This window comes from Nitrosovibrio sp. Nv6, assembly GCF_900110495.1.
GTDB lineage: Bacteria > Pseudomonadota > Gammaproteobacteria > Burkholderiales > Nitrosomonadaceae > Nitrosospira.
The window spans coordinates 142,818-161,360 of record NZ_FODX01000006.1; the positions used below are offsets into that span (position 1 = coordinate 142,818).

The window sequence follows — 18,543 nt, forward strand, 5'->3', positions numbered from 1 at the left end:
CCTCCATGCCCAATGCTTTAAAACATCTGATCCAAGTGCGTTGCGTACAATAGTTTGCAACAGGCGAGCCCACACTTTTAACATTTGCCGTCGTGACCTCTAAAAACCATCATGAATAAACCACCGACAGGCCTGCCTTTGCGGATCCGCTGCCATTCATCGGCTTTGCCCCACCTGCGCCGCCGCGTATAGCACTTTGGCATGGCATTCCGCACTCCTTTCCCAGGAAAAGTCGGCGGCTCTGCGCATGCCTGCAGCGGCTCGTTCCGGCCTTAGGTCGGGTTTGCTACAAACAAGCTGCATGGCTTCCAGTAATGCTCTTTCATCGCGCGGATCGACAGTCAAAGCCGCCGCTCCGGCAACTTCGGGGCATGCCGAAACATTCGATGTGATAACGGGACATCCAGACGCCATGGCTTCGACGATAGGCATGCCGAAGCCCTCATACAGAGATGGAAAGACGAAAGCGAGCGCACGACGATAAAGCTGTGCCAACTCCTCTGTCGTCAGGACATTCGAGAGCACCCTCACGCCGTCGATTTTTTCATACCGGCCGGCACTATTTTTTGGAAGTTTTAGCACAAGTTCAACATCATGGTTGCGCCTGAGCCGGCGAAAAGCCCGCACAATCCGATGGATATTTTTACGTGGCTCGTCATTGGAGATATGAAAGAAATAGGTTTCCGGTTCCATTCCGGAGCGAGGCGTGAATATCTTCTCATCCACCCCGTGATGGCAAACATGAATCCTTTCGGCGGGAACGCCCGTGAACCGTATCGCTTCTACTTTCACAAAAGCAGAAACAGCGATAATACCGGCTACTCCGGTATGTGTCTCATGCCAGAGGGCGCGCTTGCGTCTGGCATATCGGTCGGACATGATCAGACCTTTAAAGGTGCGGAAATACTCCCATCCGTTGAGCGCCACGGGGGCGAATCCATGGACCGTTACTACCAAGGGAGGAAGGTGGCTTCCCAGCAGAAACTCGGGAGGGGGATTGCCCCCGCCGGAACGAATATCCCAAAGAACATCCACCGATTTCGGCAGGTTCCTCCTGTCTGCGAATGGTATGACTATCACGCCATGCCTGGGCAGACATCTCTGGACATTCTCGGCATAAACCCTGAAGCTCTGAGGAATTTCAGGTCCGTGATAAACGCCAACACGCAGTCCGATAACTGTCATTTGATTAATTTCCCGCCAAGACGTATTTTATTGTCAAGCTATGATTCAGGTAGCCCAGGCGTACGTGTTAATTTTATTAAAAAATAGTTTTTATGATTTATCGAGATGCAGAGTATTTGTGTTCCTCATTCTCAAAAGCGAAAAGTGAAATTCGCGCGATAGTCGCAAATGCCATAATTTCTTCCTGCACGGTGAATGAGCTATCAGTTTTCTGCAAAAAAGAGCGAGAGTCTCCGGGGCTGTAGATGACTTATAATGTCGCGATCATCTCAAGCGCATATACAAAACTTCCAACTTCCGAATCCTAGAGGTCAAGGTTAAACCTCTTGAGTATACCAATAAGAGAAATCTCTTCCAGCATGGCAGTGTTTGCGCCTACTGTTTCCATCATTATTCCTACCTATAATTGTGAGGCCTATATCGCCGAGACGCTCAATAGCGTGCTCAGCCAGACTCTCAGGAATATTGAACTGATCATAGTCGACGACGGTTCCACAGATCGTACACTGGATATCGTGGCCTCCTACGGCTCACCCGTCCGGCTCCTGAGGCAGGCAAATTCAGGTGTATGCGCAGCCCGCAACTACGGGATCCGGGAGGCGGCTGGCCGATATATCTGCCTGATGGACCATGACGACTACTGGTTTCCCGATAAGCTTGCGCTTCAGGTGGAGCAGATGGAGGCGCATCCGGAAATCGGATTGGTCTACAGCTCATTTATCTGGTGGCATCCCGACGAAAAAGGCATGTTTCCCGGTCCTGACAGCTTTGAGGCGGCGTCATTCCCCGCCGGCATCGATGAGGAGTTTTCGGGCTGGATTTATCACCAGCTTTTACTTGATTGCTGGATATTGACCAGCGCAGCCTTGATACGCGCGGAGGTGTTCGATAAATGCGGGGTATACGACGAATCTCTTCCTTATAGCGAGGATTGGGATCTCTGGCTGCGCATTTCGCGCGAGTATCCGGTTATCAAGTTGAATAAACCCTTGACGCTATATCGCCAACACCCACAACAGGGAAACCGCATGGCGAGGGATATCGATTATCGGACCGAACTGCTATGGAGTGCAGCCACAAAATGGGGATTATGCAGTCGCGATGGCCGTTGCATTACCAAGCGTAAGTTCGTACAGAATATCGCCTGCTACCAGATGGAATTCGGCCTTAGGCATCTTGCGTCGGGCAATCTGAAGATCGCCAATCATTCCTTGGTGAAGGCCTGGCTGAAGCACCCAGTCAAGTTGAAAACGCTTGCATATATCCCTGCCGGGTTACTGGGGTGGCGGCCGAAGTGGTAGATAGGCTTGTGTAGCGTTTTCGAGCGCTTATAGCGTTCTTGGAACGGTTAACCAGTTGGGGTAACGTGACACGTTTTTCATCACGGATGAGGCAGTCTCAATACTTGCGTACCCATTTTTCGATCAACCATACGGGCTTGACAAGCAGCCAGCTCCAGGAAGTATAAATTCGAAAGAACTTGGTCCTGTAGTCCGCGCGCTCCTGATTAAGATAACGGATCTGCTCAAGCAGTTCCACATTCCATTTTTGCCGATAAGCCGAAAAATCAGCTGCGACACTGTCGATCATTTCATGCTGATGCTCGCTTTCAACCGTCATTTCCTTGAAAATTCGATATAGCTTGTGAGCCATCAATGACAGTGCTTCGTTTGCATTCCCCGGCATTGCCAGTACATCGGCTTTATGGTGACGAAGATCAGGAGAAACAAATTCACTGATATTTTCGCTCGCATCATTTACCGATACAGGAAAGACGAGATTGGCTTCCCGCTCTATTCTGGACAATACCTCAGCAGGATTCTTGACAACCTGATCAAAATCAATAAAAACGCGTGGCAGCCCCCTGGAATACAACTCGGCAGACAGCGAGTGGCTTAGCCACAAGATCAGTGCCTTTTCCCGGGAAAATCCGTCCCGTTTCTGCAAGGATGCAACCACCTCGAACGGGTTTCTGTTCATACAGATAAAAGTTGGTTTAATCTGCCGGGCATTCAGGAGGGGAAGCCACAATGGCAGCAATCGGCACATGCGGGGATCCTTGAGTGCCCAGATATAAGCGTCCGAAAAATCGCGTTCCACCAGTTTATCCAGCCGGTCAATAAACGGCTGAATCACGTCAGCCTCCAGCCATTTGTCGCACAAGGGCAACAGATCATCCCACTGAGAGCCCAGGCTTAATAGTATTTCATCGTGTGTATCGACAATGTCCTCATGCTCCCAGAAACCTTTTTCGTTAACGCCCTTCTGGGGTGCATACAAACGCCTTCCCATCTTGACGCCGACGTGGCTCAGCAGCCCTGTCAGCAATGAAGTGCCGCTACGATGCATTCCCAAAATGATCAGCGCATTGTTATTGCTCACTCAAACCTCTGTTCATTCAGACCAAGGTGCCGTTATTCGTCTAATACGGATGCCGACAAAATTTCCTTAATCGGCAAGAAAATCTCATTCGAAGCAAACGGAGCATATGGCGTACGTATTGCAGCGCGCGCGTATAGATAGCTAACTCCAGCGCAACCCCGCACCCGCCATCTCTCGCCTAGGCAATCGCGCCATCCTGGTTTACGTGATATGCCTATCCGCGAGTAGTCGCATGCATATAATGGCACGCCGGCTAAAACCTTATCCGCATTTTAGTTCAACTTTCAATGGCTACGCGAAAGTCGCCCATAATTCTGTATTGTGCGAGTAGAAGCTTGCTGCCATAATTATTTGAACTTCTTGTTGATCAATAAAAGCTATACGCTCAATCTGTACGCGAAGTTCGGGTAGAGCAATCAGCCATGGAATTTCGTTGAATACGTCAGGACAAACTCCTCCAGCATTTTCATCGCGCGATAGCTGCCCAATTATCCCACTGGACCTCATATTATTATTATCACTTCAGTTTCAGATGAAAGAAGCTGACTGCAGAAGACGAAACGTTTTCCTCAATCTTGAACCGCACCGCAAGCTGATTAACTGAATAGATCAAAGGTCGCGGCTTGAGCCGTTAGATTGTATTGATACAGATATAATTCAGGTCGAAAAAAAAGCTCGAGGCTAAAGACATGAATAAAAGTACCAATACCGTGTGGCACAGTGCCACAATTACCCGCGGCCACCGGGAAAGGTTGAACGTACATCGTTCGGTGGTATTGTGGTTCACTGGTCTTTCCGGCTCGGGTAAATCCACTTTGGCGCATGCGGTGGAGGACAGGCTTTATCAGTTGGGCTGCCGCACGTTTGTGCTGGACGGCGACAATGTGCGGCAGGGTTTATGTTCGGACCTCGGTTTTTCGGTTCAGGATCGATCCGAAAACATCCGCCGTATAAGCGAGGCGGCAAAACTTCTGGTCGAGTCCGGGGTGATCGCCATGACCGCGTTTATTTCGCCGTTCCGAGCCGACCGCCAGCGGGCGCGCAGTATTTTTCCACACGGGGATTTCATCGAAATCTTTTGTGAAGCCAGTCTGGACGTATGCGAGCATCGTGATATAAAAGGTTTGTACAAGCGGGCCCGGGCTGGCGAGGTAAAGGAGTTTACGGGAATCTCATCACCGTATGAGGCGCCCGTTAATCCAGAGCTGGCGGTAAGGACGGGGGAACTGCCGCTTGAAGATTGCGTTGCGCAGGTGATCGAATATCTGCAGCAGCGCAATGTCTTCAGGCAAAGCCCGAATGGCAAAGATGAAAGCAGCGATCAAAAGGGCCGGGCAGAAATCGTTAGTCATAGGGCAGATTGACGGTTTATTTTGATGAAACTCAATCGGATCAGGACATCACAGTTAACGATGATTCTCCGCGATATCCTCTTCTTTGTTTTGTATCGTAAAGAGACGCGAATGGCTCCAAATCCCGGCGTGCCAGCATGAGGGACGTTCTCGTCACGCTGATCGTCTTTGGCTGGCTGCCCCTGGTCTTCAAAAAGCCGTATATGGGCGCGTTGATGTGGGTGTGGATCAGTGTCATGAACCCGCATACCCAAGGGTGGGGATTTGCTACCACATTTCCGTTTGCCGCAATTATTGGGGGCGTGACAATAATCTGTCTCGCATTCTCGAAGGAGGAGAAAAGTTTCCCCATCACCCCGGTTACCGGTGTCTTTATCTTTTTCGTATTATGGATGAATGTGACCTCGTTTTTTGCTATTTATCCAGACGAAATCTACGACCAGTGGAACAAGGTCATGAAGATCATGCTGATGACTTTTGTGGTGTTCATGCTCATCAAGACAAAAAAACATATTCAGCTTCTCATCTGGACCATAGTCATCTCCCTGGCATATTACGGCGTCAAGGGCGGCATTTTTACGATAGTAGGTGGTGGAGTGCATATGGTCTTGGGGCCTCAAGGAACTTTCATTGGGGGAAATAATGAAATTGCGCTGGCGCTTATCATGACCATTCCCCTGATGCACTATCTGCAAACCATTTCCCCGAGCATTTGGGTGCGCCACGGCTTGACGGCCGCCATGTTGCTTTGCGCGCTCGCCGCGCTGGGCTCCTACTCGCGCGGGGCTCTGCTGGCGCTCGCCGCGATGGGGGCATTTCTATGGCTTAAAAGTCGGCACAAGGTCCGCATCGGAATGCTGTTGATCCTGGCTATTCCCCCGGCAATCGCGTTCATGCCCGAGCAATGGTCAGAAAGAATGGATTCGATTAATTCATATGAAGAGGACGGCTCCGTTCAGGGGCGTTTCAACGCCTGGTGGATGGCCTATAATCTGGCCAAGGAACGGCCATTGACCGGCGGCGGTTTTGAGGTGATTACCCCTGAACTGTTTTACCTTTATGCGCCCCATCCAACTGACTTGCACGCTGCCCATAGCATTTATTTTCAGGCGCTCGGCGAACATGGTTTTGTCGGGCTCGGATTGTACCTGCTACTGGGACTCTTAACATGGCGGACAGGTTCATGGATCATCCGAAATACGAAAAACCTTGAAGAATACAGGTGGGCCTCCAACCTGGCGACGATGATTCAGGTGTCCCTCATTGGCTTTGCCACAGGCGGAGCATTTCTCAGCCTGCTCTATTTTGATGTGCCATATTATCTCATGGGGGTCATGGTGGCGACTCGTTTCCTGGTGGCAAAAGAATTGAAGCAGAAAGGCTCGTCAGTTTCCGATAAAAAAGGTGCGGATTCTACAGGTCAATTTGGGCAGATAAGCCCGGCACAACCCCAGCCCCAGCCGATTGCTCGGGATTCGGGCTAGGACATGGGTATCGCTATCGGAAGAACTGGAAGCCGCAGTTCCTCTACCGATCATCTGGCCGCTCTGGCCGTATTTCCGGGTCTTGTCTATGGAAACGCCTGAGCCGGGCTACGCGCAAGCCCCTGTCAAGCCTATTCAACCACGGCTCACCTCGCCGAGCCGCGCGCTCCTGCAACTATTTTCGCCAGGTGGTTTGCGCAGCCGTTTGTCCATATTGATCTATCATCGTGTGCTGCCTCAGCAGGATCCATTGTTTCCAGGCGAGGGTGACGCCAAATCCTTCGACCGGCAAATAGGACACCTTGCAGCCTGCTTCAGGATCATACCGCTGGGTGACGCAGTCCAGGGCCTGCGTAAGGGGAAGCTGCCGCCGCGTGCCGCCTGTATCACCTTTGATGACGGCTATGCGGATAACGCGGAAATCGCCTTGCCAATTCTGCAAAAACATGGAGTCTCCGCCACTTTTTTTGTTGCGGCCAGTTTCCTTGACGGCGGGAGGATGTTTAATGACACTGTGATAGAATTAATCCGTTATGCGCCGGGCAGTACTGTTGATCTTGAGAGTTTAGGCCTGGGAAAGTTTGAGCTCGGAACAATTCCCCAACGCCGCCAAGCCATCTATCACCTGCTAAGCAGGCTCAAGTACTTACCTCCCGCATCGAGGCAATCGAAGGTGGAGGCTATGTGTGCGCTCATCCCCGTCGTCCCCGCCACCAATCTCATGATGACCTCGGATCAGGTCAGGATATTGCATGCGGCAGGGATGGAAATTGGCGGACACACCGCCAGTCATCCCATTCTGGCGCAAATGGAAAATAGCGCAGCTTGCGCCGACATTGCCACTGGCAAAGAGATGCTCGAGGGAATTATCCGCGCGCCGGTGCGGCTTTTTGCTTACCCAAACGGCAAGCCGGGGCAGGACTATTTACCGGATCATGTTAGTATGGTCAGGAATCTGGGCTTTGATGCGGCGGTCTCAACCGCCCATGGAGCAGCAAGAACGGGCAGCGATCTGTTTCAATTGCCGCGATTTACCCCGTGGGACCGAGAGCCGGTACGTTTTACCCTGCGGATGGTTCAAAACCTGCTCAGGGCAGTAGAAACGGTATAGCGACCATTTCAAGATATGGTATTACGAATTTCTAACGAACCCATTATATTCAACTTATGGATAGGCCCATTACGGGTTTCGAGCTCGACAACGAGGGAGATCCCATAGCGCTTCTCAGTTGCGGGCATACGCAGCATGTTCGGCATAATCCGCCATTTATCAATCGCCCCTGGGTTACTACCGAGGAAGGCCGCAACAGCATGATGGGACAGATGCTCAACTGTGTTCGCTGCGATAAATTCGAACTGCCCGATAATTTTATTCCCTACAAGCGGACATCGGTCTTTACCGAGGAATCTGTTCCCGGCGCATTGAGAAAAGATCACTCCACGAAAACCGGTGTGTGGGGAAAGATTGTCGTGGAAGAAGGAAAACTTCGCTATCGCGTATCCGACCTGGGGGCGGACGTGGAATTATCTCCGGACAACACCGGAATTGTCATTCCGGAAGTTCTGCATAATGTGGAACCGCTGGGCGCAGTCCGTTTTTTCGTGGAATTCTATCGGGCGCCGGATAAGGCTGCGCAATGATTATAAAGCCGTAGGGTATAGGTAGCGGACGCAGAAATTGCATTGTGTTATCTGGCTTCCGGATTGAGTCCGTTGTCAGCGCGAGCGGGTGATTTTTTCCTGATACGGCAAACACCGTCATTCTCGGAGTGGATATACGGTATCTTTGAACGTCATGGGTTCCGCAGTAGCGGAAACGGCAAATAAGCAGTACAACCTGCGCCTGCCCCTCGCAACCTGTAGATTTTGGGTTCAGGGAGCGGAGGCGCAACGGATGTGGCAATAGCGACAGCCCAGCCTGGTCTTTGACTTGAGTCGACAATTGGCGTGTAGCCTTCGATTGGAAGAAAAAAAGCGTGGAATGAAGTACTCCAGTTTGAAAGCCCCGTGGAACTTAGTCCACGATTGAGGGGGTGGTTTGCCTGCAACGGATTAATGACCGGGTTTTGCTCCGAGCCTGCGTAATCAACGTATCCATCGAGATCGCTGCGCAGAAAGGAGTTTTCATGCGTCCACCAGAAAGACCCGGGATGTTCGCCATCCAGAAACGAAACAATTCCAAGGCCATTGCCACTTCCCGCCCAATTGACGGCGTTTACCAAATGTCCCACTGCGCCGTCCCAACAATCGGTTGAAGTGAATGGGGGAGCGCATTTGCCGTCACCTTTTGAGGAACGCGAATCATCCAAAATATTTCCAGTATCGCCCCGGATTGCATGAAAATCGGCATCGGCGGCGGTAATAAAGGTTCGGTCTCCCCGGGCGGCTTCTATCGCCGCCCTGTTATCCAGAATGCCATCGTAATCCGGAACCGCTGGCGGTCCATTTGCCGATCCGGTAAGAAAAGCTTCCCCACTTTCAATTACCAGAACATCAAACGCGGCAAAATCCGGCGCCGCGCTGCCCGCATCCCAGTAAGTCAAATTCCAGCTTAAGCCGTCGGTTTGAGGAAGAGAATGAACAATTTTGGAGAGTTGTGAGATTTTCTGCCGATATTCGGAGGCCTGATCAGCATAGGTGTACCACAACACATTGATAGAGGCGCCTTGCGCTGATGAAGTAAAGCTGAGACTCGCTGCCAGCGCCGCATAAAAAATCCAGGGATGAATTCTTATCATCGTAACCCTTTGTCAGGTTAAGGAAATAGTCAATAATCGTAGCTTGATTTCAAGATATTACCAACCACGTAACTGCGTTCCGTCTCCCGCGTTTTTGCAGAAATTCACAACGCAAGTGTGGACTTTCCATTGACTGTCGGGCTCAAGCAGATTAGAATCCGCGTGTTTTGAAAATCAGTCAAGCCAAGCCTTGAAAATCCGGTATGGCCTAAGAAGAACCGAAGAAGGCGCCGGCTGGGAACGAAAATCAGGTCTTCCGAGAAGAGATTTGCAACCCGCCTAATGTCACATCAAGCAGTTGCTTTCTGACACGCCAAAAAATATGCCCTGGATACGAAACAAGCCAGTTCGCATTGTCATGCGTTGGCAGTTGATTGTCACGGGGGCAATGGTGTTGGCCCTCGGCTTGGTGTGGGGATTTCACGGTGCAGCTTCGGCATTGCTGGGAGGAGTAGTCAGTATTATTTCCGCTGCTGCTTTTTCGGCAATTATCTCCCGGTACCAGGGTTCCACCGCGGGCGGCGTATTGATTACGGCACTGAAAGCGGAAGCGGTGAAAATCATCGTTATGGTTGTCCTGCTGTGGCTCGTGTTGACACTGTACAAAGATGTTGTCGCGGTCGGGTTCATCGGAACATTCGCGCTTACCGTCCTGATTTTCGGCATGGCGTTGTTTGTAACGGATGACGCAAAGGTTGCACGAATAAAATAGTTTGAACAGGTAAAAAATGGCATCAGGCGCAGAACTCACCCCCACTTCATATATGGCGCATCATCTGACGAACTTGACAGGTTCGGTCGGTGAAGGCGCGTTCTGGACATTGCATATCGACACGCTTGTAATGTCGCTGCTGATCGGTATCGTCAGTTTCGGCTTCCTGTGGTGGGTCGTGCGTGGGGCGACCTCCGGCGTTCCCAGCAAGCGCCAGGCTTTTGTCGAACTGGCCATCGAATTTATCGACGGCCAGGTCAAAAGCACTTTCCACGGTGACCGGCACGCGTTTGTCGCCCCGGCAGCCCTCACTGTGTTTGTGTGGGTGTTCATGATGAACGCGGTCGATTTCCTACCCATAGACATTATGGCAGCGGTATACGAATTGCTGGGCTTGCACAACTGGCGCAGCGTTCCTACCGCCGACGTGAATACTACATTCGCGCTTGCGCTCTCCGTCTGGCTGCTGATGATTTTTTTCAACGTGAAGGTCAAAGGGCTGGGTGGCTGGATACATGAGCTGGTCTGCACCCCCTTTGGCAAGAATCCCCTGTTGTGGCCGGTCAACATCCTGTTTAATCTGGTCGAATACGTTTCCAAGCCGCTTTCCCACTCCCTGCGTCTTTATGGAAACATCTACGCGGGGGAAATCATTTTCCTGCTGCTTGGCATGTGGGCCGCTACCGGTTTGGCCGGCACCGTATTCGGAACGCTGTTAGGCGCAGGATGGGCAATCTTCCACATTTTAATCGTCACATTACAGGCGTTTATTTTCATGATGCTGACGGTTGTTTATCTTTCCATGGCGCACGAGTCTCATTGATTCAATGTGATTCAACGCCGTCTGTTTATCAAATCACTATTTAACTACCACGACGAGAGGAAAACGAGATGGACAATTTGCAATACTTGGCGATGATTCAGGCCTATACAGGCATTGGTATCGGCCTGATGATCGGCCTCGGCGCAGCGGGCGCCTGTATCGGTATCGGCATCATGTGCAGCAGCTTCCTAGAGGGCGCTGCGCGTCAGCCGGAAATGATGCCGACCCTGCAAGGCAAAGTGTTCCTGTTACTCGGATTGATCGATGCGTCGTTTATTATCGGGGTCGGTCTGGCAATGCTCTTTGCGTTCGGCAATCCATTGCTGGCCGTCATCAAATAATAATGCCGGCTCGGTAACATTCTCAGAGGCTAGCCATGAATATCAACTTCACGCTCATTTCTCAAGCGATGGCGTTCGCCATATTTATCTGGTTCACAGTCAGGTTCGTCTGGCCTCCGCTGATGCGCGCCATCGAAAACCGGCAGAAAAGCATCGCCGACGGATTGGCGGCAGGCGAGCGGGGCAGAAACGAACTGGAATTGGCCAGCCATCGTTCCGCCGATGTGGTGAGGGAAGCCAAGCACCGGGCAACCGATATCATTACCCAGGCAGAAAAACGCGCCGCCGAGATCGTCGAAGAAGCGAAGGCGGCAGCGAGGGATGAAGGCGATCGCATTATCGTGGGCGCCAAGGCGGAGGTCGAGCAGGAAGTATTCCGCGCGAGGGAAACCCTGCGGCAACAGGTAGCGGATCTGGCTCTGGCGGGCGCCACAAAAATTCTGCGCCGCGAAGTGGATGCCAAAGCGCACGCGGATTTGCTCGCATCCATCAAAGCGGAGCTCTAGGCGATGGCTGAAGCCCGCACGATTGCACGGCCTTACGCTGAGGCGGTTTTCAAGTTGGCGAAAGCTAATGACGAGTTGCCTGCATGGTCCGGAATGTTGCAACTTGCCGCGGCAATCGCTGCGGATGACCAAGTCCGGTCGCTCATCGGTAATCCAAAAGTCCCAGCGAGGCGGCTGGGAGAACTGCTTCTCGACATATGCGGCGACAACCTCAACGACGAAGGCCGCAACTTCGTTTTGCTGCTGGCGGAAAATGGCAGAATCGAAATATTGCCCGAAGTGAGTGAGTTGTTCGAGCAACTCAAGACCCGCCACGAAGGCGTGTTGAGCGCGAACATTATTTCTGCGTTTGCCGTGAGCGATGCTCAATTGAGAGATCTGGTGACCGATCTGGAAATCAAGTTCAAGCGAAAAATAGAACCCAAGGTAAGTATCGATCCGGAATTGATAGGCGGGGTGAAAGTTGAGATCGGCGATGAAGTGCTCGACGCTTCTGTGCGAGGTAAACTGGAAGCCATGGCTGTTGCACTTAAAAGCTAGGAGCTATTTGAAATGCAGTTAAATCCATCCGAAATCAGTGAACTGATAAAAAGCAGAATTGAAGGACTTGCCGTCTCCGCGGAAGTCCGCACTCAGGGCACTATTGTTTCAGTCACCGACGGTATCGTGCGCATTCACGGCCTTTCCGACGTGATGCAGGGCGAGATGCTGGAATTTCCCGGCAATACTTACGGTCTTGCGCTCAATCTCGAACGCGACTCTGTCGGCGCGGTGATCATGGGCGAATACGAGCACATTACCGAGGGCGATATCGTCAAATGTACTGGCCGTATTCTTGAGGTCCCGGTAGGGGAAGAACTGATAGGCCGGGTAGTTAACTCGCTGGGGCAGCCGATCGATGGCAAAGGCCCGATCAAAACGCAACGTTCCGAGCCGATTGAAAAAATTGCGCCGGGTGTGATATGGCGGCAATCGGTGAACCAGCCCGTGCAGACCGGGCTTAAATCCATTGATTCAATGGTCCCGATTGGGCGCGGCCAACGGGAATTGATCATCGGCGACCGGCAGACAGGCAAGACGGCGGTGGCGATAGATGCGATCATCAATCAGAAGGGCGAGAACATGACGTGCATCTACGTCGCGATCGGACAGAAGGCGTCGTCCATCAACAACGTAGTGCGCAAGCTTGAACAACACGGAGCGATGGAATACACGATCGTGGTGGCTGCCACCGCGTCTGAGTCGGCGGCGCTGCAATTCATTGCGCCTTACTCCGGCTGCACCATGGGCGAGTACTTCCGCGACACCGGTAGAGACGCGCTCATCATTTATGACGATCTGACCAAGCAGGCATGGGCTTACCGGCAGATTTCGCTGTTATTGCGGCGACCGCCCGGACGGGAGGCTTATCCTGGCGACGTGTTTTATTTGCATTCGCGTCTATTGGAACGCGCCGCGCGAGTCAGTGCGGCATATGTGGAAAACGCCACCAATGGCGCAGTCAAGGGAAAAACGGGCTCACTCACGGCGCTTCCGGTCATTGAGACCCAGGCGGGTGACGTCACTGCTTTCGTTCCCACCAACGTTATTTCGATTACCGACGGCCAGATCTTTCTGGAAAGTGATTTGTTCAATGCCGGTATCCGTCCGGCCATCAATGCGGGTGTTTCAGTATCTCGCGTAGGCGGCGCGGCACAGACAAAGGTTATTAAAAAGCTGGGTGGCGGTGTGCGTCTCGCATTGGCCCAATATCGCGAGCTTGCGGCATTTGCGCAATTTGCCTCCGACCTCGACGAAGCTACGCGCCGACAATTGGAACGCGGCAAGATGGTCACGGAATTAATGAAGCAGCCTCAATATGCCACCTTGAGCGTATCCGAGATGGCGATTACCCTGTTCGCCGTCAACAAGGGATATCTGGACGATGTCGACGTGAGGCGTGCATTGGCGTTCGAGTCGGCGCTGAAAGGCCACATCCGCAGTAAGTACGGCGCCATCATGGACAAAATAGAAACCACGAAGGATCTCAACGCTGAGACCGAGAAGGAACTCGACGACGCGATTCAGGATTTCAAAAAGAACGGAACATACTAAGCAATGGCCGGCAGCAGAGAAATACGTAACAAGATCAAAAGCGTAAAAAATACGCAGAAGATCACGCGCGCCATGGAAATGGTGGCGGCTTCCAAAATGCGGAAGGCGCAGGAGCGCATGAAGAAAGCGCGCCCATATGGCGACAAGATCCGTAATGTCGCTGCGCACATGAGCCGTGCCTACACCGAGTACCGACATCCATTTCTGGTGGACCGCGACACGGTGAAACGGATCGGCATTGTTGTGGTGACGTCTGACAAGGGTCTGTGTGGTGGACTCAACACGAACGTATTGCGTATGGCGGTAAGTAAAATGAAGGCCTGGGAAGCGGAGGGCGAGCAGATCGAAGCGTGCTGCATCGGCAACAAGGGCCTCGGATTCATGAACCGGCTTGGCGCCAATGTCATTTCGCACGTAGTAAGCCTGGGCGATGCGCCGGATCTGGAGAAATTGATTGGCGCCGTAAAAGTCTTGCTGGATGGTTACACCCAGGATCGCTTCGATCGCGTATATATTTTTTACAACCGTTTCATCAATACGATGAAACAGGAACCGGTGATGGAACAGTTGCTCCCGCTTTCCGACGAGCGTCTCAAAGCGGGTGACGGCCCTACGGGTCAGCGCGGCGTATGGGATTATATTTACGAACCTGAAGCCAAGCCTGTGATAGACGACATCATGGTGCGGTATGTCGAGGCGCTGATTTACCAGGCTCTGACAGAAAACATGGCGTCCGAACAATCGGCGCGAATGGTGGCAATGAAAGCCGCGTCGGACAATGCCGGGAATGTGATCAATGAATTGACGCTGATTTACAACAAATCGCGCCAGGCCGCCATTACCAAGGAATTGTCGGAGATCGTCGGGGGCGCGGCAGCCGTTTAAATATTTTGATTTAGCATTTTAGGGAACAACATGAGCCAGGGAAAAATTGTTCAGTGTATCGGCGCGGTGGTCGACGTCGAGTTTGCGCGCGAAGAGATGCCGAAAGTGTATGACGCGCTTGTGCTTGAGGGAACGGAGCTGACGCTCGAAGTACAGCAGCAGCTGGGAGACGGCGTGGTGCGCACGATTGCGCTTGGGTCCTCTGATGGGCTGCGTCGCGGCATGATGGTATCGAATACCGGCGACCAGATTCAGGTCCCCGTCGGCACCAAGACCTTGGGCCGGATCATGGACGTCCTCGGCAGGCCGATCGACGAGATGGGGCCTATCGGTGCTGAAAAAACCATGTCGATTCACCGGAAGGCGCCGGCATTCGACGAGCTTTCCGCTTCTACCGAACTGCTGGAAACGGGTATCAAGGTTATCGATCTGGTCTGTCCATTCGCCAAAGGCGGAAAGGTAGGGCTGTTTGGCGGCGCGGGCGTGGGCAAGACCGTCAACATGATGGAATTGATCCGAAATATCGCCATCGAGCATAGCGGGTTTTCCGTGTTTGCCGGCGTGGGCGAACGGACTCGGGAAGGTAACGATTTCTATCACGAAATGAAAGATTCCAACGTGCTGGACAAGGTCGCGCTGGTTTACGGCCAAATGAACGAGCCGCCTGGCAACCGGTTGCGCGTGGCACTGACTGGTCTGACCATGGCGGAATTCTTCCGTGACGAAGGCCGCGACGTGCTGCTCTTTGTAGACAACATCTATCGTTTCACCCTGGCAGGTACCGAAGTATCGGCCTTGCTGGGCCGGATGCCATCCGCTGTGGGTTACCAGCCGACACTGGCTGAGGAAATGGGCCGCCTTCAGGAACGCATCACATCGACCAAGTCCGGTTCCATCACTTCGATTCAAGCCGTCTATGTGCCGGCCGATGACTTGACCGACCCGTCTCCCGCCACGACTTTCGGCCACCTTGACGCAACCGTCGTGTTATCGCGCGACATCGCTTCACTCGGGATATACCCGGCAGTGGATCCGCTTGATTCCACCTCGCGCCAGCTCGATCCGCTGGTGGTTGGCGAAGAGCACTACACTACCGCACGCGACGTGCAGCAAACCCTGCAGCGTTATAAGGAATTGCGCGACATCATCGCGATTCTGGGAATGGACGAACTTTCACCGGAAGACAAACTGGCTGTGGCGCGGGCGCGCAAGATTCAGCGTTTTCTTTCACAGCCCTTCAACGTTGCGGAAGTATTCACCGGCTCGCCCGGCAAATACGTGTCTTTGAAAGAAACCATCAAGGGTTTTAAGGGCATCGTTGCGGGAGAGTACGATCACCTGCCGGAACAGGCGTTCTATATGGTTGGCGGCATAGACGAAGCGGTCGAAAAAGCCAAAACTTTACAATAACGAGATAGCTTCATGAGCCTGGCTTCGCAATGCAACTGCTATCGGCGACAAAAACAGGCCGGACAATAAATGATAAATGGGAACTAAAATGGGTGTGTTTCACGTTGATATTGTCAGTGCGGAGGAATCCATCTATTCCGGCCCTGCCGAGTTCCTGGTGGCGCCGGCCGAAGCGGGAGAAGTAGGCGTTTATCCTCAACATACGCCCATGCTGACCCGGATCAAACCGGGATCGGTGCGCATCAAGGCGCCGCTTCAGGAAGAAGAGTTGGTCTACGTTTCCGGTGGTATGCTCGAGATTCAGCCGGATGTGGTGACCATCCTTGCCGACACCGCAGTGCGCGGGGCCAATCTCGACGAAATGAAAGCGATTGAAGCCAAGAAACGAGCGGAAGAAGCGATGAGAGACCGGTCCTCCTCCATGGACTATGCACGGGCACAGGCTGAACTGGCCGAAGCGATCGCGCAACTGGCAGCGATTCAGAAACTGCGGAAACGCGGGCACTGAACAACCCGGACTCCAAAAAAGGGCGGTAATAACCGCCCTTTTTAGTTGGATGAAACAGAAATGTTTCCAAAAGCTTCTGGTACATCGGGGCAAGCGCAAATAACTGGCGCAACCCAAAGTCCACAAAATACCACGACCTTCGTCATTCCGGGCTTGCGAGCAAGCGTACACATAATTCCCACTCAACATCTGCGAACTTATCATTCATCCGCACCAAAATACTGGCGGTTTCGTCATTCCAAGACTTTGGCTCGAGGTGCAGCCGGAAGTATTGCCGCGCACGCGTGAGCCAAAATACTGCGTGTTTCGCCATGCCGGGCCTGACCTGGATCGAGTAATGCCGAGAATCCCATCATTCAGTCTCGACGCCCGAATCCAGTAATACTATGAATCCCGTCATTCCGGGCTTGACCCGGAATCCAAGGGTCCATACCAACATTGGCATGTTTTGCACGTCACTAAATACCAGCTTCCGCCGGTACGACGTTTGTACTTCTACTTCCCTATATCCACCTGATCAACAACAAATGAGAATAACGCAAGTTCAACTCCATTATTAGTGCCACACCACACTTGGCGTTCAAGTGCGCTATGTGATAAATTAACCCTAGCAAAAACGCTGGCATGAAACCCCTGCCATTCTTTAAATTCAAGCGACATTGATGGCGACTGTATGCCTGGAGTAGGCTGTCTGTCGCTTGTCCGACATTCCTTACCGTCCTCTCATTGATGTGTCTAAACTGAATATTGTCATTCTCGCTGCCGGACTCGGCAAGCGCATGAACTCCGCACTGCCCAAGGTTTTGCACCCATTGGCGGGCAAGCCCCTGCTGACACACGTGCTCGACACGGCCCGCGCATTGTCGCCGCGGAGAATTTGTGTTGTCTATGGACATGGCGGCGAAGCTGTGCCTCAGGCAATGGGCGACCCGGCGCTTACCTGGGTACAGCAGATGCCCCAACTGGGCACCGGCCATGCATTAATGCAGGCGCTGCCGCACCTGGATAAACATGGTATGACGCTGGTGCTGTACGGCGATGTCCCGCTGACCAGCATCGAAACGTTAAAAAAACTGATCGCGATAGCGGGCGAAAAGACGTTGGGTCTGCTGACTGTGGAACTGGTTGACCCATCCGGCTACGGTAGAATCGTGCGAAATAGTGTAACAACCAAAATCGCCGCCATTGTCGAGGAAAAAGATGCGAGTCCATCGCAGCGCGAAATCCGCGAAATCAATACCGGCATCATGGTGATACCGAATCAATATCTGCACGATTGGCTGCATAAGCTGGAAAACAACAATGTTCAAAAGGAATATTACCTGACCGACATTGTCGCGATGGCGGTCAGGGATGGTGTCCACGTAGAAGCCACACAGCCGGACTATGCCTGGGAAACGGTTGGCGTCAACAGCAAGGCGCAGCTTGCGGCGCTTGAGCACGTCTATCAGAACGAATTCGCAACAAAATTGCTGGAACAGGGCGTGACCCTGGCAGATCCCGGCCGTATTGATGTTCGCGGTCAACTTGTCTGCGGAAGAGATGTCGAAATCGACATCAACTGCATTTTCGAGGGCGACGTGCAGTTGGACGACGGCGTGAAAGTGGGTGCTCACAGTATCCTGAAAAATGTCAAAGTAGCGGCGGGATCGGTGATCGCACCGTTCAGCCTGATCGAAGCTGCTGAAATCGGAAAAAACTGCCGCATTGGCCCCTACGCCCGCATTCGTCCAGGAACCAGGCTGGCCGATGAAGTTCATATAGGCAATTTCGTCGAAGTCAAGAATAGCGCCATTGCCGCCGGCAGCAAGGCAAATCATCTGAGTTACATCGGCGATGCCGTAGTGGGGAAAAATGTCAACGTTGGTGCGGGGACGATTACCTGCAATTATGACGGCGCCAACAAACACCAGACGATTATCGAGGATAATGTTTTTGTGGGCTCCGATACGCAATTCATCGCGCCGGTAACAGTGGGGCAGGGGTCCACTATTGGCGCAGGCTCGACAATCACCCGAGACACGCCGCCGGAGCAGTTGACATTGTCACGCGCCAGACAGACGACTATCGAGGGATGGCAACGGCCAGTCAAAAAATCGAAAGCCGACAAATGAAATATGGGA

The 18,543-nt window shown here is 52.6% G+C and carries 18 protein-coding genes; 15 read left to right on the forward strand and 3 right to left on the reverse strand.

Annotation, left to right across the window (positions count from 1 at the left end; translation table 11 throughout):
• Positions 1–156: 156 nt before the first annotated feature.
• Positions 157–1,185: a glycosyltransferase family 4 protein gene (locus BMX66_RS12540; RefSeq protein WP_090882701.1), complete on the reverse strand. Its 1,029-nt coding sequence runs from the start codon at positions 1,183–1,185 to the stop codon at positions 157–159.
• A 326-nt stretch (positions 1,186–1,511) separates the two neighbouring features.
• On the opposite strand from BMX66_RS12540, the gene BMX66_RS12545 reads away from it, so the two are divergent.
• Positions 1,512–2,486, forward strand: coding sequence for a glycosyltransferase family 2 protein (locus BMX66_RS12545; RefSeq protein WP_255398946.1), 975 nt, complete (start codon positions 1,512–1,514; stop codon positions 2,484–2,486).
• A 97-nt stretch (positions 2,487–2,583) separates the two neighbouring features.
• Here BMX66_RS12545 and BMX66_RS12550 read toward each other — a convergent pair whose 3' ends face one another.
• Positions 2,584–3,567: a sulfotransferase family protein gene (locus BMX66_RS12550; RefSeq protein WP_090882703.1), complete on the reverse strand. Its 984-nt coding sequence runs from the start codon at positions 3,565–3,567 to the stop codon at positions 2,584–2,586.
• 689 nt (positions 3,568–4,256) lie between these two features.
• On the opposite strand from BMX66_RS12550, the gene cysC reads away from it, so the two are divergent.
• The 4 genes from cysC (at position 4,257) to BMX66_RS12575 (ending at position 8,044) form a co-directional block, all read left to right on the forward strand.
• Positions 4,257–4,931: an adenylyl-sulfate kinase gene (cysC, locus tag BMX66_RS12560; protein WP_090882708.1), complete on the forward strand. Its 675-nt coding sequence runs from the start codon at positions 4,257–4,259 to the stop codon at positions 4,929–4,931.
• A gap of 125 nt (positions 4,932–5,056) precedes the next feature.
• Complete coding sequence (locus BMX66_RS12565) at positions 5,057–6,403, forward strand: putative O-glycosylation ligase, exosortase A system-associated (protein WP_090882710.1); 1,347 nt, start codon at positions 5,057–5,059, stop codon at positions 6,401–6,403.
• Between the two features lie 88 nt (positions 6,404–6,491).
• Complete coding sequence (locus BMX66_RS12570) at positions 6,492–7,514, forward strand: polysaccharide deacetylase family protein (protein WP_090882712.1); 1,023 nt, start codon at positions 6,492–6,494, stop codon at positions 7,512–7,514.
• Between the two features lie 56 nt (positions 7,515–7,570).
• Positions 7,571–8,044: a DUF3565 domain-containing protein gene (locus BMX66_RS12575; protein ID WP_090882714.1), complete on the forward strand. Its 474-nt coding sequence runs from the start codon at positions 7,571–7,573 to the stop codon at positions 8,042–8,044.
• A gap of 152 nt (positions 8,045–8,196) precedes the next feature.
• On the opposite strand, the gene BMX66_RS12580 is transcribed toward BMX66_RS12575, so the two are convergent.
• Positions 8,197–9,141, reverse strand: a complete 945-nt coding sequence (locus BMX66_RS12580; protein WP_090882716.1) for a PEP-CTERM sorting domain-containing protein — start codon at positions 9,139–9,141, stop codon at positions 8,197–8,199.
• Between the two features lie 322 nt (positions 9,142–9,463).
• Between BMX66_RS12580 and BMX66_RS12585 the strand changes: the two genes are divergently transcribed.
• The 10 genes from BMX66_RS12585 (at position 9,464) to glmU (ending at position 18,534) form a co-directional block, all read left to right on the forward strand.
• A complete protein-coding gene (locus BMX66_RS12585) occupies positions 9,464–9,853 on the forward strand; it encodes an ATP synthase subunit I (RefSeq protein ID WP_090882718.1) in 390 nt (129 codons plus the stop codon).
• A gap of 16 nt (positions 9,854–9,869) precedes the next feature.
• Complete coding sequence (gene atpB, locus BMX66_RS12590; protein WP_090882720.1) at positions 9,870–10,676, forward strand: F0F1 ATP synthase subunit A; 807 nt, start codon at positions 9,870–9,872, stop codon at positions 10,674–10,676.
• A 68-nt stretch (positions 10,677–10,744) separates the two neighbouring features.
• Entirely contained in the window at positions 10,745–11,017 is a 273-nt protein-coding gene (gene atpE, locus BMX66_RS12595) for a F0F1 ATP synthase subunit C (protein ID WP_074796793.1), read from the forward strand.
• Positions 11,018–11,052: 35 nt separating this feature from the next.
• The gene (locus BMX66_RS12600) at positions 11,053–11,523 is read left to right on the forward strand and encodes a F0F1 ATP synthase subunit B (protein ID WP_090882722.1); all 471 of its coding nucleotides are present in this window, start codon (positions 11,053–11,055) and stop codon (positions 11,521–11,523) included.
• A gap of 3 nt (positions 11,524–11,526) precedes the next feature.
• A complete protein-coding gene (locus tag BMX66_RS12605) occupies positions 11,527–12,063 on the forward strand; it encodes a F0F1 ATP synthase subunit delta (protein ID WP_090882724.1) in 537 nt (178 codons plus the stop codon).
• 12 nt (positions 12,064–12,075) lie between these two features.
• A complete protein-coding gene (gene atpA / locus BMX66_RS12610; protein WP_090882726.1) occupies positions 12,076–13,617 on the forward strand; it encodes a F0F1 ATP synthase subunit alpha in 1,542 nt (513 codons plus the stop codon).
• 3 nt (positions 13,618–13,620) lie between these two features.
• Entirely contained in the window at positions 13,621–14,502 is an 882-nt protein-coding gene (atpG, locus tag BMX66_RS12615) for a F0F1 ATP synthase subunit gamma (protein WP_090882728.1), read from the forward strand.
• A 30-nt stretch (positions 14,503–14,532) separates the two neighbouring features.
• Positions 14,533–15,912: a F0F1 ATP synthase subunit beta gene (gene atpD / locus BMX66_RS12620; RefSeq protein WP_090882730.1), complete on the forward strand. Its 1,380-nt coding sequence runs from the start codon at positions 14,533–14,535 to the stop codon at positions 15,910–15,912.
• Positions 15,913–16,000: 88 nt separating this feature from the next.
• Entirely contained in the window at positions 16,001–16,420 is a 420-nt protein-coding gene (locus BMX66_RS12625) for a F0F1 ATP synthase subunit epsilon (RefSeq protein WP_090882732.1), read from the forward strand.
• 779 nt (positions 16,421–17,199) lie between these two features.
• Positions 17,200–18,534: a bifunctional UDP-N-acetylglucosamine diphosphorylase/glucosamine-1-phosphate N-acetyltransferase GlmU gene (gene glmU, locus BMX66_RS12630; protein ID WP_369826988.1), complete on the forward strand. Its 1,335-nt coding sequence runs from the start codon at positions 17,200–17,202 to the stop codon at positions 18,532–18,534.
• Positions 18,535–18,543: the final 9 nt, after the last annotated feature.

Excerpts from the sequence above, each read along its gene's own strand:
- BMX66_RS12540 (WP_090882701.1), bottom strand. The coding sequence starts at position 1,185 with ATGACAGTTATCGGACTGCGTGTTGGCGTTTATCACGGACCTGAAATT.
- cysC (WP_090882708.1), top strand. The coding sequence starts at position 4,257 with ATGAATAAAAGTACCAATACCGTGTGGCACAGTGCCACAATTACCCGC.
- BMX66_RS12565 (WP_090882710.1), top strand. The coding sequence starts at position 5,057 with ATGAGGGACGTTCTCGTCACGCTGATCGTCTTTGGCTGGCTGCCCCTG.
- BMX66_RS12570 (WP_090882712.1), top strand. The coding sequence starts at position 6,492 with ATGGAAACGCCTGAGCCGGGCTACGCGCAAGCCCCTGTCAAGCCTATT.
- BMX66_RS12575 (WP_090882714.1), top strand. The coding sequence starts at position 7,571 with ATGGATAGGCCCATTACGGGTTTCGAGCTCGACAACGAGGGAGATCCC.
- BMX66_RS12580 (WP_090882716.1), bottom strand. The coding sequence starts at position 9,141 with ATGATAAGAATTCATCCCTGGATTTTTTATGCGGCGCTGGCAGCGAGT.
- BMX66_RS12585 (WP_090882718.1), top strand. The coding sequence starts at position 9,464 with ATGCCCTGGATACGAAACAAGCCAGTTCGCATTGTCATGCGTTGGCAG.
- atpB (WP_090882720.1), top strand. The coding sequence starts at position 9,870 with ATGGCATCAGGCGCAGAACTCACCCCCACTTCATATATGGCGCATCAT.
- atpE (WP_074796793.1), top strand. The coding sequence starts at position 10,745 with ATGGACAATTTGCAATACTTGGCGATGATTCAGGCCTATACAGGCATT.
- BMX66_RS12600 (WP_090882722.1), top strand. The coding sequence starts at position 11,053 with ATGAATATCAACTTCACGCTCATTTCTCAAGCGATGGCGTTCGCCATA.
- BMX66_RS12605 (WP_090882724.1), top strand. The coding sequence starts at position 11,527 with ATGGCTGAAGCCCGCACGATTGCACGGCCTTACGCTGAGGCGGTTTTC.
- atpA (WP_090882726.1), top strand. The coding sequence starts at position 12,076 with ATGCAGTTAAATCCATCCGAAATCAGTGAACTGATAAAAAGCAGAATT.
- atpG (WP_090882728.1), top strand. The coding sequence starts at position 13,621 with ATGGCCGGCAGCAGAGAAATACGTAACAAGATCAAAAGCGTAAAAAAT.
- atpD (WP_090882730.1), top strand. The coding sequence starts at position 14,533 with ATGAGCCAGGGAAAAATTGTTCAGTGTATCGGCGCGGTGGTCGACGTC.
- BMX66_RS12625 (WP_090882732.1), top strand. The coding sequence starts at position 16,001 with ATGGGTGTGTTTCACGTTGATATTGTCAGTGCGGAGGAATCCATCTAT.
- glmU (WP_369826988.1), top strand. The coding sequence starts at position 17,200 with ATGAACTCCGCACTGCCCAAGGTTTTGCACCCATTGGCGGGCAAGCCC.